11 protein-coding genes are annotated in these 14,921 nt (G+C 47.2%); 3 read left to right on the top strand and 8 right to left on the bottom strand.

The window, feature by feature from the left end; genetic code table 11:
* The first annotated feature begins 34 nt into the window (after positions 1-34).
* A complete protein-coding gene (locus AR543_RS13765; RefSeq protein WP_158523971.1) occupies positions 35-1,627 on the top strand; it encodes a methyl-accepting chemotaxis protein in 1,593 nt (530 codons plus the stop codon).
* Positions 1,628-1,815: 188 nt separating this feature from the next.
* On the opposite strand, the gene AR543_RS13760 is transcribed toward AR543_RS13765, so the two are convergent.
* The 4 genes from AR543_RS13760 to AR543_RS13745 form a co-directional block, all read right to left on the bottom strand.
* Entirely contained in the window at positions 1,816-2,643 is an 828-nt protein-coding gene (locus AR543_RS13760) for an aldo/keto reductase (RefSeq protein WP_060535055.1), read from the bottom strand.
* Between the two features lie 208 nt (positions 2,644-2,851).
* Entirely contained in the window at positions 2,852-3,880 is a 1,029-nt protein-coding gene (locus AR543_RS13755) for an acyltransferase family protein (protein WP_060535054.1), read from the bottom strand.
* Between the two features lie 473 nt (positions 3,881-4,353).
* A complete protein-coding gene (locus AR543_RS13750) occupies positions 4,354-5,403 on the bottom strand; it encodes an LLM class flavin-dependent oxidoreductase (RefSeq protein ID WP_060535053.1) in 1,050 nt (349 codons plus the stop codon).
* Positions 5,404-5,488: 85 nt separating this feature from the next.
* Positions 5,489-7,135, bottom strand: coding sequence for a tetratricopeptide repeat-containing diguanylate cyclase (locus tag AR543_RS13745; protein ID WP_060535052.1), 1,647 nt, complete (start codon positions 7,133-7,135; stop codon positions 5,489-5,491).
* A 284-nt stretch (positions 7,136-7,419) separates the two neighbouring features.
* Between AR543_RS13745 and coaA the strand changes: the two genes are divergently transcribed.
* A complete protein-coding gene (coaA, locus tag AR543_RS13740) occupies positions 7,420-8,349 on the top strand; it encodes a type I pantothenate kinase (RefSeq protein ID WP_060535051.1) in 930 nt (309 codons plus the stop codon).
* A 160-nt stretch (positions 8,350-8,509) separates the two neighbouring features.
* Positions 8,510-8,878 (top strand): DUF423 domain-containing protein, encoded by a 369-nt coding sequence (locus AR543_RS13735; protein WP_060535050.1) that lies wholly within the window; start codon positions 8,510-8,512, stop codon positions 8,876-8,878.
* Between the two features lie 198 nt (positions 8,879-9,076).
* Here the strand turns inward: AR543_RS13735 and AR543_RS13730 are convergent, their stop codons facing one another.
* From AR543_RS13730 to AR543_RS13715, 4 genes are all read right to left on the bottom strand, one after another.
* Positions 9,077-11,893 carry a chitinase N-terminal domain-containing protein gene (locus tag AR543_RS13730; protein ID WP_060535049.1) on the bottom strand — a complete coding sequence of 939 codons (2,817 nt, stop codon included), beginning with the start codon at positions 11,891-11,893 and terminating at the stop codon, positions 9,077-9,079.
* A gap of 266 nt (positions 11,894-12,159) precedes the next feature.
* Positions 12,160-13,227, bottom strand: coding sequence for an AI-2E family transporter (locus tag AR543_RS13725; RefSeq protein ID WP_060535048.1), 1,068 nt, complete (start codon positions 13,225-13,227; stop codon positions 12,160-12,162).
* A 145-nt stretch (positions 13,228-13,372) separates the two neighbouring features.
* The gene (locus AR543_RS13720) at positions 13,373-14,260 is read right to left on the bottom strand and encodes a fumarylacetoacetate hydrolase family protein (protein ID WP_060535047.1); all 888 of its coding nucleotides are present in this window, start codon (positions 14,258-14,260) and stop codon (positions 13,373-13,375) included.
* Positions 14,261-14,350: 90 nt separating this feature from the next.
* Positions 14,351-14,662, bottom strand: a complete 312-nt coding sequence (locus tag AR543_RS13715; RefSeq protein ID WP_060535046.1) for an L-rhamnose mutarotase — start codon at positions 14,660-14,662, stop codon at positions 14,351-14,353.
* Positions 14,663-14,921 lie beyond the last annotated feature (259 nt).

Genomic DNA, 14,921 nt, shown 5'->3' with positions numbered 1-14,921 from the left:
TGTGCATTCCCGGATTAATTCTCTGGAGAAAAGCATGAATTTTGTTGCAAGTCACGATATGCAGGTTCATGATCTGGCCAATCAGATGAAGCTTAATGTCGTGGATATGGAAACAGGACAGCGCGGCTTTGTGATTACAGGCGAAGATGGATATCTCGCTCCATATAATGATGGTAAAACCAAATGGGTACAAAACTATAATGCATTGTATCCGCTGCTCGCAGACAATCCAACGCAGCAGAAAAACCTGAATGCTATCAAAGCCCGGATCGAAAATTGGATAAATGTTGCAGGAGAGCCGGTTATCGAGCTCAAGCGTGCGAATAACACAGCTGCCTTGAACCAGTTTTTTGTCACGGACCCAGGCAAAACTGATATGGATGCTTTCCGCCAACAATTAAATACATTCCTTGATACAGAGACACAGTTAACGATCAAGCGTGTAGAAGGTATTCACTCCAGTAACATCAATCTGAAGATCCTGCTTTATTCCCTGCTCGCTGCTGTTACTCTGCTGTCTATTATAATCGGTACATTCATCTCTCGCAGAATCAGCAAAAACGTCAAAGCTGTTACTGCGACAATTGATGATATTGCTTCCTCTGGCGGTGATCTGACACGCCGGATTGAAGTAAAAAGCAATGATGAAATGAAAGACCTGGGAGAAGCAACCAATGCACTTCTTAGCAGCCTTCAGCAGATTATCGGTGAAATTAAAACAAATACTCTGCAGCTTGCTGAAGCATCCGTTCAGCTGGAAAAAGGAGCTTTTGAAAATTCACGCTCTGCCGCCGAAGTTGCTCAATCGATTCAGCGAGTATCCGAGGGTGCCGAGAATCAGGTGTCTCGTACAGAAGATATCTCTGCTGTCATGGAGCAATCTATCGCCGGTCTCGATGTTGTCGCCGGTACGACCCATGAAGTAGCCGGTCTTGCCAAAACGACCAAAGACCTCGCTTCTGTCGGTGAAGATAAAATCCATCGCAGTGTAAGCAGCGTAGAAGGCATGGCACATGCTTTCAAAGAAATTCAGAGCAGTGTACGGGAATTGGCAGATCGTTCACGTGAAATTCTGTCTATCACAGGCTATATTTCCGAGACATCCAATCAGACCAACCTGCTGGCACTTAATGCTGCAATTGAAGCAGCGAGAGCTGGAGAACATGGTCTGGGATTCAGCGTCGTGGCTGACGAGATTCGTAAACTGGCTGATCAATCTTCCCGTTCCACCAAAGAAATCAGTACTATTATCACTTCAATGACCACGGGTATTCAGGGTATTGTACAGCTGGTGACCGACAGTGCCAGCAATGTGGAGGAAGGGGTATCCTCCCTTAACGAAGCCGGTGATACTTTTGGTACCATCGTGGCCCAGATTGACTCGCTAAATGCACAGATTACCGATGTAGCCGCTTCGGTTGAACAAATGTCCAAAGGTACCCAGTCTGTCGGTTCGGCTCTGCAGGAGATCACGCGAATTACCGAAGAAACGGCTGCCTTTACCGAGGAAGTCTCTTCGATGACAGAAGCACAGACTACTTCTCTCATGCAGATGACAGCAACTACCGAACAACTCAAAGAAATGTCTACTTCTCTGGAGACCGTAGTCAATCAATTCAAAATTTAAAAAAATATCATTATTCAATGCTGCTTGTTAAGCTTGATAATTTCATAAAAAAAGACCGTTACACACAAATGCTGCTTGTTACGCTTGATAATTTCATAAAAAAAGACCGTTACACACAGAGTGTACGGTCTTTTTTTGCGATTGCATATCTGACAAGAGGTAGCTTATCCTCCCTATCATTAGCTGATTTAGAAATCAAAATTATCCGGATCAGCTCCGAAGCGCTGGTTCTGATTCAGATCATCGATTTGCTTCATATCTTCGGCAGATAATTCAAAATCAAAAATATCGGCATTTTGCACAATCCGCTCCTGCTTAATGGACTTGGGAATCGTTACGATACCGCTTTGCAGATCCCAACGCAGCAGCACCTGTGCGATCGATTTGCCATATTTTTCGCCAATGCTCTGCAGAACTTCATTATCCAGCAGCCTTCCCTGAGCCAGAGGCGCCCATGCTTCGATCTGAACCCCCTGCTCTTTGCAGTAATTGCGCAGTTCAACCTGACTCAGCAATGGATGCAGCTCCACCTGATTCACGACAGGACGTACTTTTGCATCAGCAAGCAGATCTTCCAGATGATGAATCTGGAAATTGGATACGCCGATCGCACGAACCTTGCCGTCCTCGTGCAGTTTCTCCAGTGCTCTCCATGTATCTTTATATTTGCCTTTGACTGGCCAGTGCACCAGATACAGGTCTACATATTCAAGACCCAGCTTGGTCAGACTCTGTTCAAAAGCCTGCAGCGTGCTCTCATAACCCTGATCCGAATTCCATACTTTGGTTGTCACAAACAGTTCTTCACGCGGTACGCCGGATTCGCGGATCGCCTGGCCTACTCCATCTTCATTCTGATAAAGTGCCGCCGTATCAATACTGCGATAGCCCGCTTCAATCGCCCATTTGACCGAGCTTACGACTTCATCACCATTTTCCACCTTGTAGACGCCCAGTCCAAACCATGGCATCTGAACACCATTCGATAACTGAACCGTAGATTGCAAATTTTGCATGACTGTTGTTCCTCCTGTGTGTATGATGATTGCCTTTCTGATTATAACGTATTACCGGATTCAAATTAAATGAAACAAATACAGATTTGCTTGTTCAATTTTTAGATCAGTGAATGCAGCGATCAGTAAAACCATGTCTCAGTAATCAATCAGTATGCAGCTTGTAGTAGACATCCATACGAACGCCTATCATACTTGCCATACTATTTTACCCGTGTTCTGTCTGCCCTTCCCGGCTGGAACGTCCAGGGTGGCGCTTGAAAATCCGGCGCGCACGCGGTTCGATCAGCCAGCGCAGCCATGTGCGAATACTGCCCAGCGACAGAATCACCGTAATCGCTATCCCGATCACAATCAGCAGCAGCTTGCTGGCGGCAGAATCCAGCACTTCATACAATCCGCCTGCGGTCAGTGCCATCACAATAAACCCATGCAGCAGATACGTATACAGTGTATTCATACCCATTCCCGACACCCATGGAATACTGCGTCGCGGCACAAGACTCAGTACAGCACCGCCAATCAGTACCGCGAGCGCATACACACCGATGCGGTATATACCTGCACTCCACTCATTGTGTCCAAGCGTTTCATACGAGAAGCTGCCATAGAACCATTCCTTGCGATACAGCTGCGAATACAGAACGATCATGACAAAGGCTGCTCCCAGTACAGCCGTTGATACAATCCGCATCCCTCGGGTATGCAGCCTGCTGATCATCGACTTATCCAGATAGTAACCCAGCAGGAAAAAAGGGAAAAAGACGATTGTCCGTGAGACACTGGCATAATATTGAGCATCATTGGCATAGCCGGCCAGTAAAGCTACAGCTACTACAATCGGCAGTGCATACCGGATGCGAATAATATACGGCATTGCCACTTTCCACAAAATCATGCTAAAGAAAAACCACATCAACCAATACGGGGTGAAATAGGAAAATACCAACTCTGGCCGATCATAGATCCAGTAATCGAATAAGGAATACAATGTCTCAAATACCAGATACGGAATCACCAGCCTGCTGATCACCTTGTTCAGATAATCACCGGTACCGATATTTTTGGCAAAATAGCCGGACACCAGAACAAACATTGGAATATGAAAAGAATAAATGAATAAATACAGCGGTCGCAGCAACGGATCATCATATAACGGCTCAATCAGATGACCGATCACGACCAGCAGAATCAGCAGGAATTTGACGTTATCAAAATAAGCGTCCCTCTTGGTCACACTCTACACTCCCTTCACAAAGAGGACCCTGATCGAAGCGGTCTTTTTTTGTACGATGCTGGAGAGGGAATTTGTATACAACTTGCAGGTGTAGCAAAATATTTGACAGTTTGACAGTTATGGGGACTTATACCCGCACCTATACGACATGAACCCCTATTATATCAATCTGTCTTACAGATATTCAACGCGCCGCTGTTCGTCTGAGACTGGAGTAAAGGATAGATAAATTGTACCGAAGAAGTCATATCGAGAAGATGGTACCAAGGATATAGAGTCTGAGATACTGACGTGAAGATGCTGACTGAAAGACAGAGATTCGAAGATACAGACCAAAAAAAACCGGCATTGCCTGTAATGCGCAATGCCGGTTTTTGGTAATTCATTGATATGCTATTTTTAATGGTTTGGATTGGTTATTGATATACCGCTGTCTCAAAACTTTTATTGATCGGCAGCCTGCTTTGTATTAATTAAAGGGACTGCACCGATTTGCGGATTCCTGCTGCTTCACTAATAATCTCATACGAACGCAGACGAGCCTGATGATCGTAGATCATACTTGTAATAATCAGCTCATTGACTCCAGTGTCTGCTACATACTGCTCCAGACCTTTTTTGATCGTCTCTGGTCCACCTTTGATCGTGGAACGCAGCTGCTTCTCGACCGCGGCCTGCTCGTATTCCGACCATTTGCCCCTCATATCCGCAGGCGGCTGAATCTGGCCGGTACGTCCACGGATAATATTAAGGAACTGCTGCTGCATCGTGGTGCTGAGCCATTCTGCTTCTTCATCTGTATCTGCAGCAATTGCATTTACGCCAAGCATGGCATACGGTTCTTTTAACACATCGGACGGCGTAAAATACTCCCGATAGATACGCAGTGCACGCTGTGTATAATCCGGCGAGAAATGTCCTGCAAACGCAAACGGCAAGCCTTTTTGCGCAGCCAGACGGGCACTGAAATCACTGGATCCCAACAGCCAGATCGGGATCGATAATCCTTCTCCCGGTACGGCGCGTACCGGTGCATGATATGACGTTGAAGAAGCATCAAAGAACCGGGTAAGCTCGTCCAGCAATTCTGGGAAATCCTCTCCGCTGTTAATATCACGGCGCAGCGCCTGTGTCGTGCGACGATCGCTGCCTGGAGCACGTCCCAAGCCCAGATCAATTCGTCCGGGATACAGGGATTCCAGTGTTCCAAATTGCTCGGCAATTACGAGCGGCGCATGATTGGGCAGCATAATGCCGCCGGAGCCTACGCGAATCGTAGAAGTTCCTCCTGCCAGATAGCCGATTACGACCGATGTGGCAGAGCTGGCGATTCCCGGCATATTGTGATGCTCGGCTACCCAGTAACGATTGTATCCCCACTTCTCGGCATGCTGGGCGAGATCCAGACTGTTGCGCAGCGCATCGGATGCAGTCGCACCCGCGTTGATCGGTGCCAGATCCAGCACCGATAGTGTTATATGATCAGGAGCAGCCCCCTGAGATGATGAATAATGATCAGACATAGATATGCCTCCTTCTTGGAAATAGTAGAGGTTCAATATACTATTATCCGCTTTTCGGGCCCAAATTGCCAGCCAATCTCTTACTTTAGAGGGAATCACCCACGACACGGTTGCGGCCGGAATGCTTGGCTTCATACAGACGGTGATCCGCGATCGCCAGCAGCTCTGTCCGGTCTATAGCGATACCTGCCATCGTACTCACGCCCAGGCTAGCTGTCACCGGCAGACTCCCGGTAATCGGACTCCAATCTGCCGAATGAATAGCCTGACGTAGACGATTGGCCTGCTTCATCCCCTGGGCAGCATCCGTATCCGGCAGAATCGCCAGAAATTCCTCACCACCGATACGGGCGAGCGCCGATGAAGGCGGTACGGTCAATGTCAGGATTTTCGCCAGATGCACCAGCACCGTATCCCCTACCTGATGAGACAGTGTATCATTAATGGTTTTGAAATGATCCAGATCTATCAAAATAGCCGTTACCGATCTTCCTTGAGCAAAAGAGTCCTCCAGCAGCTCATCGATATAAGGCTCGATATACCTGCGATTATGCAGCCCGGTCAGCGGATCGCGCAGAGCCAGCTCACGGAACAGCTCGCTATCCCGGCGTGCCTCCTCCGCATCAAACGTAATCTGCATAATGCGCGCCCGCGCTTCCCTTTCCGTCGAACGAAGCTTCTCTCCTGCTTCATGGTAGCGCTTGTGCTCTTCGTAAGCATTGCGATAGTCTCCTGCTGCTGCGTACAGCTCGGATTGCTGGAGCATGGCACGTACCATTAATCCGGGAAGACCATGCTCATGGCACAGATGCCTTGCTTCATCCAGTGTGGATTGTGCTTGCGCCAGTTTGCCCTGCAGCCGCTGCGCTTCGGCAGCAGTAAGCAGACATTCCGGTAGCACCATCAGATCGCCAAGCTTGCGGCTGAGTGGATTGTTAATAACCGGCTCCAGTGTCTGTTCTGCCTGGGCAGGATGACCCAGCAGAATTTCGACCTGGGCAATTGTATCCAGCTGTGAAGCACCCAGTTCTACATTTTTCCGTTTGGCCAGTTCGCGCAATTTGTGGACGAGCTGATAAGATTCTTCGGCCTGTCCCATTTCATAGCGGGTATATGCCATATTATTCAGTGCGAACATCAGCAGCTGCGTATCATCCATCAGGGTAGCCAGCATCAATACTTCCTGGAACCGGCGCTCCGAATCATCGTAGGCTCCTACTTCATCCAGCGTGAGCGCCAGCATCATCAGATGATCGGCACGCGTAGAAGGCGGAGCGGTATCCGGCAGTTCACGGAGTCCGGCTATCGCATGCTGAAGAGCACTCTCATTATCTCCAATCCGCCGATAGAACCCAGCAATCAGGCGATGGCTACGCGCGAGAATATGCGCATGTTCATGCTCTTCGGCCCATTGGTGGATATGGAACATAATGCGTCCCGCTTCCGCTACCTTACCCTGCCGGGCCATAACATCCGACTGGATCAAACGGGTACGCTGACTTAATTGTTCATCATCCAGTGCTTCAACCAGAATAAGCGCTTTTTGCACAGCTGCAACGGCTGCGTTCGTATTGCGATATGGCATAAGCTCCAGTGTATCCAGCATTTCGGCAAATTGCTCTGCTGTACAACTGTCCATATCATCTATATTGAGATTATTTATATTTTTATCATTGCTAAAATGAGTATAGCTGCGAACCGGAACAAAATGTCGATTAACGGATTTGGTCAAGATAATCCCTCCCCTATCACAAGCAAAGACACCAGCCTGTTATGTATCTGTCTTTTCTATATCTGGTTATATAGTCTATAGTCCTAATTTGTATGTAATCTATATTAACACTGCTTATACCTAAAATCTTTAGCAAACTTGTAACTAACCATAAATAATTTAGCGAGAAATTTCTAATACTCTTTACCCAAATTGTAGGAGCTTACCTCATTATACGAAGAAATGAGGTTTTTATGCGCCAAATTTGTTACACTAGAAATAAAAAAGTCAGAAAGTGAGAGCACATGAAACGTTATTCGCCATACATCGAGTTCGATCGCAAGGAATGGGCTTCCTTGAGAGATCATCATACCCCACTACCATTAACCGAACGAGAACTTGAACAGCTGAGAGGATTGAATGAGCATGTTTCTCTGCAGGAAGTGGAAGAGGTCTATTTACCGTTAACCCACCTTATCCACTTGTATGTGGGCGCTTCTCAGCAGCTTCACCAGCTCACGACTACTTTTCTCAAGAAAAAAGCCCGCAAAACCCCGTTTATTATCGGGATCGCCGGCAGCGTGGCCGTTGGCAAAAGTACTACAGCCCGCCTGCTGCAGACCCTGCTGTCCCGCTGGGACACTCACCGCAGAGTCGATCTGGTAACGACCGATGGATTCCTGTATCCCAAAGCAGATCTAGAAGAAAAAGGAATTATGAACCGAAAAGGTTTCCCGGAAAGTTATGATATTAAGCGGCTGATGGAGTTTATGGGAGATATCAAATCGGGCAAGCCTGATGTGAGAGCACCCAAATACTCGCATTTGACCTATGATAGAATTCCCGATGAAGAGAGTATTATCAATAACCCCGATATTCTGATTGTCGAGGGTATCAATGTGCTGCAGGTGAAAAAGCAGTCGCCTCTCTTTGTCAGCGACTTTTTCGACTTTTCCATCTTTATCGATGCAGATGAATCGAATATTGCCCGCTGGTATGTAGAGCGCTTTCAATTACTGCGCCAGACGGTATTCCAGAACCCAGATTCCTATTTCCATAATCGATTTGGCCACCTGACGGCAAACGAAGCCGAAGAAGCCGCCCAGCATACCTGGAAGACTATTAATGCCAAAAATCTGCATGAAAATATCCTGCCGACCAAAGGCCGGGCTCAGCTGATCCTGCGCAAAGAAGCGGATCACAGCATCCAGAATATTTTCCTGCGCAAACTTTAACCATATTCGGATAGGATCTGCTATCTGCTATCTGCTATCTGCTATCTGCTATCTGCTATCTGCTATCTGCTATCTGCTATCTGCTATCTGCTATCTGCTATCTGCTATCTGCTATCTGCTATCTGCTATCTTTTAAATTTTATTGACGGAGGAACGTATCTTGCAATCCATTCTTGTAATCGGAAGTATCATGATGTTTCTTGCGGTAGCGCTGGGAGCATTCGGCGCTCACGCACTCAAAGCCAAGCTCTCGCCGGATATGATGAAAATATACGAAACCGGTATTCAATATCATATTGCCCATAGTCTGGGTATGCTGATTATTGGATCGCTGGCACAGAATTTCCTGCACGGACAAAGTCTTGCAGTTGCTGCTGGCTGGTGTCTGTTCGCCGGTATCATTCTGTTCTCCGGCAGTTTGTACGCACTCAGCCTGAGCGGTATACGCAAGCTCGGAGCGATTACTCCGCTTGGCGGGCTGCTGTTCCTGGCCGGCTGGGTACTGCTGCTGGTATCTATACTATCCTGACCGACAGATTGATTATTGTTGATATTGGGATCTACCCGGATATTATGTATTTCTGCACATCTATACGATACTATTAAGATTATTCATATGTGATCTATAAAAAACCCCCGAATCTCCTGCTGCAGCTAGCTGCGGCAATAGGATTCGGGGCTTTTTGTGTTGGATCACGTTTTTATCTTTTCGTTGTCTTTACTTTATTTAACGAATAACGCGAACTGTCATTTCTTCGCTGCGGGTAACCCCGGCAGCATTCACCAGTTCGGCTGTATATACATACTCTCCCGGTGCACGATTGGTTAATGCACTGATCGCATTTTGCGCCTGTGGAGTCGCTGCTTTCAGTGATTGGGTATCAATCAATTTACCGTTTTCATACAGACGATATTCGGAAGCGTTGGTTCCCCACCACATATTCATGGTAATGGAGTAGCTGCCGTCACCGTCCCAATTATCGTTCGACAGTACCGGCTTGCCCGGTGCGGCGTCTTTGACCTCGACTTTTAGCGGCTGGCTCTTGGTCGTGCCGTAGCTATTGGTCAATTCAAGTACATAAGTGTAGGTTCCGTTTGTTTTGCCCTGGATATCCTGTGTCAGTACCTGGGCAGTCGGAGATTGATCAGTCAGCTTGCCTTCACCGATCAGTTGGTCATTTTCATACAACTTGTAGGACGATCCGTTATTGCCCCACCACATATTCATGGTAATACGGTAATCGCCGTCACGCAGCCCTGTATCCTGGCCGTTATTATCGGACAATACCGGTGTACCCGGAACGCCTGTAGCCAGTGGATCTTTGACTGGTGGAGTCGGTTCGGTTGGCTCTGTCGGTTGAGCAGCCGTAATGTCTGCGCTACTTCTTGGCTTCAACTGGAAGCTATCTTTGAAAATAGCAGCGATACCGCTGATATCCACCTTATCGCCAGTCTGATAAGGAAAATCCGCCTGTGTCAATCCGGTACGTCCATCCACACGTACATGTGTTTTTACTGCATTGGATGTATAAACGTCACTGGTTACATCAAATTCAAATGATCCAGCTGGTGTTGCACTGACAATATTGCTGACCGTTACATTTTTCAGCTGAACCAGCTGTCCCTGATTGTAGGCATCTACAGTCACGGCAGCAGCAGGCTGAGGCAGCGAGGTCGTGCCTGTTTTCTCGATCGCAATCAGATCGGTCAGTTCCAGCTCGGAATTATAGACAGTTGTCGGAGCTGTAATCTGAACAACGTCCCCTGGTGCGAAGCCGCTCTGATTCTGATAGACATAGATTCCGCCTGTCTCATCCTGCATATAGAACGCCTGTCCGCCAAATGATCCCGGTGTCGACGTTACGACACCTTTTATCGTTACGACGGTTCCCGGCGCTTGAGTACGGGCATTCTTGATATCGGTTAGTGTAGGAATCTGAACTCCGCCATTATCTGCCGGTAGCGGCTCCGCCGGTACATTGGCAATATTCACCGGCGTAGTCAGCAGGTTGCTGCCATTTTGACGCAGACGCAGGCTTGCTGTACCTGTCGTACCCGGCTTGATGCGGATCGTCAGGTCTTTGATCGCATGGCCTTTGCTGTCTGCAGTCAGGCTGTATGTGGAGCTGTATCCATAAGATGCAGGCCATGTACCATCTGCATTCTGGATCTGGGCAACCTGGCTGCCACCTGTCACAAAAATACCGGTACTGAAGCCTGTCACGGTACTATTCGGCGTCAGGTCATCCGCTACGATGCGCAGCTGGAACTCTTCTGCGTTAGGGAGCTGAGCCTGATGCACAAAGCTGTAAGTCGGATTGGATACGCTTACCGTACTGCCATAGGAGCCTGGTTTAAAAGTCGAAGCATCCCACCAGTTATATCCGGCTGCCGGTGCGGACCATGGTTCTGCCTGCGGCTCTGTCGATGTCTGCGGCGTCTCGATGGCCAGCAGTGGTGTTGGCTGATCCAGTACCAGACCTTCCACCTGATCCAGACGGGTATAATTCTCATCTGTGGACAGCCAGTTTACAGTGTTAACCAGCAGCTTGGCATCATCTACTTCCTTGAAGCCATCATAGGTCGTTTTCTTGGTGCCTGTCTCTTCACGCAGATATTTCGGCGTCGCATCTTCTACCGGAGAAGAATCCCCGATAAATGCCGCTTTGCCCTGTCCCAGTTTGGAGACAGCTACATATGGTCCTTCTGCTACTCCACCCCCATTGTAGACGCCCTGGTCTACTGCGTTGCCCCAGGCTTCTTTGGTTTCCGGCAGATAGACAATCCCTTTGGCTTTGGCAGGATCGGTAATCGCCAGCGTGGAGCCTGCATGCATCGCTACACTGCTAACCCCTTTTGTAATACCAAATGCCTGATCGGGAGCGACTACATTAGTCGCATTGATATCACCGAGTGCATTATAGCGGAAACGAATACCAAAGTTGTCGGACAGCCAATCCGAGCTGACGACATCCTTCATGGCTGCCGAATTGCGTTCTGCTTCGGACATGCCTTTGGCAGGATCTTCCCATGCTCCGCGGCGGTAACCATTGATCGATTCGGAGCCATCCCAGCGGTTTTTGTTACGGTCGGCATTATAATGATCGCCGATAAAGAAAATACTGCCGCCGCTCTCCACATACTGCTCCATGGCAGCCTGTTCACTTGTTTTAAAAGGAATATTCGGCTCAGCGATAACAAATACATCGTACGGACTCAAATCGCTGTATGTAAATGACACGGTCTTGCGCAGCTCTTTGACATCATACCCGTCATTTGCCAGTCCGTTGGCAAAATCCGAGAATCCGCCGTCAATTACCCAATCCGCTGCGCCGGATGTCTGACCATGTGTATTGTCAAAAAGTACTTTTTTGCCTGCATTGGCATTAACGACCTTGGCAGCGATAAATGGTGCCGGATCACTGGCAGTTTCTGCGTGAACCGTCATCTCTTCTCCGCCAAACGCCATCTGCAGCGGCCACGCCAGCGATACTGCCAGCAGTGTTTTCAATCCTTTGGACCTTAGTCCGTTCCATGTAACCATAAGTTGCCCCCTGTATCCAAAATAATATGTAACGGCAATATCTTACCATGGAAATATATGCAAAAGTCATGAATTTTGTAAAATAAAAACTTATTTATTTATATACCAAATTATTCCTATTTTTATTGTGCATTTTCCATATAAAATCCATATAAATAAAGAAGCTTTCCCGAATTATTACGGGTAAGCTTCTTTATAGTGTGTATGAATAACCTGATGGACAGCTTTCGTCTTGTCGAAAGTAACAATCAATGGAGCCAGGCTATTTACTCCGGCAGACGGGTGACCGATTTCTCTTCTTTCGGCGGACCTGCTTTGCCACGATTCACACCGATCAGATCCAGGAAGAAGACAAATAAAGGTATACCGATAATCAATCCCCACGGCCCGATAAAGTGCTCGGAGAAGATCAGAATAACAAAGGTATAAAATACGGGCAGATTCGTTTTACTGGACATCAGCTTGGGATTCAGCAGATACGCTTCGATCGCATGAATAATCAGGATCAGGATTACCAGATACAGCACATACTTGATTCCACCTACGCTCAGCGCTGTAAGGCTAAGCGGTATAAGAGAAATAAATACGCCTGCTACTGGTACCAGCCCCAGTACGAATACAATAACTGCCAGCCCGATTAGATTAGGGAATCCCATCACCCATAGCGCTGCAATCGTCAAGACCGTATTGATAAACGATATTAGCAGCTGTGCTTCAATAACTTTGCCAAATGTGTTCAAAAACATTTTGCCAAAATATCCTACTTCCTTGAAAAACCAGCTCAGTTTACTATCCTGAAAGGAAGCGGTAAATCGGGCAATATGCGAACGATCCAGTAAAAAGAACAAGCTCAACAGCATCGCAATAAATAACTGCGAACCAATTTGGCTAATCTTGAGCAGCACCGTAAATCCAGGACCAATAAAATGTCCTACATTTTCTAATACCTGCTCAATATTCAGTGTGCGCAGAAATTCTACAATATAGTGATTCCACTTGCTCTCCTGCGGATGCATATATACATCCTGTATCATTCCATATACCTGCACCACCTGTGTACTGACCGTCGGTACCATGCGATAGACCCCCCAGCCAATCACACCGATCAGTACAATATAGACAAGCGGCAGTACGAAAAACGGCGATACATTGGGAATGACCCGGCGGAACAGCTTCATCACACCGTTATACAGGCTGCCAATCAATATAGTTAGCAGCAGAGTCATCAGAATAATATTCATCATGCTGGCCATTGAATAAATGATCAGCACAAGGATCAATAACACTATAATTCGTCTGATCCCCTCATGGTTAAGCCACTCTCTTACCTTCATCCACAGACCTCATCTCTATTTATGTCCACTCCTTCCATAATAACGTGTTTGGGCTTCGGTGTCACCGCGCGCATGTAAAAGCACTGTTAATTATAGCGATCCAGCAGAAATGGAAATGGCATGTTAGCCTATATTTTCACTTTATTTAACGAATAAATGTATTGGTGAGACGTCCCAGCCGGTCGATCTCGATCGTCACCCGGTCACCTGCAGCGAGCCATTGGCGCTCTGTCTCGGGCAATCCCATAATCACGCCTTCCGGTGTACCGGTCAGAATTATATCTCCCGGTCGAAGTGTCATATGCCGGGATAAGTAATGAATCAGCTCGTCACAATGGAAAATCATATCCGAGGTATTCGAGTTCTGAACCTGTCTGTCGTTCACATAAGCGCGGATGCCCAGCTGATTCGGATCGCCTACCTCGTCAGTTGTTACTAGATAAGGTCCTATTGGAGCAAAGCCTGCACCTGTCTTGCCAAGCAGCCATTGACTCGTTCGCATCTGCAGATCACGAGCAGACAGATCATTCGCTGCGCAGTAACCAAATACATAATCCAGTGCATGCTCCCTGCTCACATTCTCGGCAGTCTGTCCAATCACGATGCACAGCTCTGCTTCATAATCCAGCTGTTCTGCAGTCTCGGGAATACGAATATCTGCCAGATGCGCAGTAACTGAATCCGAGAACTTGCTGAATACTACCGGCGTCTCCGGTTCGGGCATATTTGTCTCGGCCGCGTGCTTGCGATAGTTCAGACCGATGCAGATAATTTTGCCCGGATGCGGTATGCAGGGAAGCCATTGAATCTGGTCTTCTGCCAGCAGCTGATTCTTATATTCGGATTCATGATGATGAAGCAGATGTTCGATGCTGGTATGCAGCATTTTGGTTTCTACCAGTTCCATAACGTTGCGAGGAAGTCTTATCCCATCCGGCAAAACATTTTCCAGTACATGCAGCGGCAGAATACCCGTTTCCAGTCGAATCCCGAGCTGGTTCTGTCCTTCAACCTGATAATGAACATATTTCATCACAAATACACCTCCAACATTCATGATGACATGCCAGAGGTGCTTATACAACTTTATAAAAGGCAAAGAGGGTGTTATATTGTGTATATTTTACGAATGATAATGGAATACTTCCGGAATGAGTGCGGATGTAGTTCCTTGTGCATTTACAATCAGCAGATCGGACATATACGCCTGCCAGCGTTGGTTGGCTTCATGACTGGCCAGTTGTGCCTGCGCCTGCTCATAATTCTCGACTTCCATATAGGCAAATAATGTTCCTTCATGAAGGAAAATGCTGTATGTACGGATGCCCACTTCTCCAAAAGCCTGAAGCAATTCCGGATATACGGCTTCATGACGACGGATATACTCTGTATGGTCTTCCGGCCGGATATTCAGTACAAATGATACTCTTTGCATGATCATACGCTCCTCTGATTATGAGTTATGTACAGCTGACAGACGGTATCGAGATAGTGCTCACATGATTCGACTGTCCTGCTTAGATTGTAAGCGCTATCCTCGATAAAATCAAAACCCTGCCTCACATTCAATATCCTTCTTCAAAAGAAAAGGCCGCCAGACGGCAGCCTTGTTCAATGATCCTAAACTTCTACGACAATTCCATAATAAAGTATTCATTTATGCCGGTATTTTCATGCTTTCATGATTTTATTTC

Origin of the sequence: Paenibacillus bovis (assembly GCF_001421015.2) — a bacterium.
Taxonomy (GTDB): Bacteria; Bacillota; Bacilli; order Paenibacillales; family Paenibacillaceae; genus Saccharibacillus; species Saccharibacillus bovis.
This window is presented reverse-complemented; position numbering and strand designations above follow the sequence as displayed.

What these genes read in the sequence shown, in the direction of transcription:
- AR543_RS13715 (WP_060535046.1), bottom strand. Translation starts at nt 14,662, where the DNA reads ATGCAAAGAGTATCATTTGTACTGAATATCCGGCCGGAAGACCATACA.
- AR543_RS13760 (WP_060535055.1), bottom strand. Translation starts at nt 2,643, where the DNA reads ATGCAAAATTTGCAATCTACGGTTCAGTTATCGAATGGTGTTCAGATG.
- AR543_RS13765 (WP_158523971.1), top strand. Translation starts at nt 35, where the DNA reads ATGAATTTTGTTGCAAGTCACGATATGCAGGTTCATGATCTGGCCAAT.
- coaA (WP_060535051.1), top strand. Translation starts at nt 7,420, where the DNA reads ATGAAACGTTATTCGCCATACATCGAGTTCGATCGCAAGGAATGGGCT.
- AR543_RS13730 (WP_060535049.1), bottom strand. Translation starts at nt 11,893, where the DNA reads ATGGTTACATGGAACGGACTAAGGTCCAAAGGATTGAAAACACTGCTG.
- AR543_RS13725 (WP_060535048.1), bottom strand. Translation starts at nt 13,227, where the DNA reads ATGAAGGTAAGAGAGTGGCTTAACCATGAGGGGATCAGACGAATTATA.
- AR543_RS13720 (WP_060535047.1), bottom strand. Translation starts at nt 14,260, where the DNA reads ATGAAATATGTTCATTATCAGGTTGAAGGACAGAACCAGCTCGGGATT.
- AR543_RS13750 (WP_060535053.1), bottom strand. Translation starts at nt 5,403, where the DNA reads ATGTCTGATCATTATTCATCATCTCAGGGGGCTGCTCCTGATCATATA.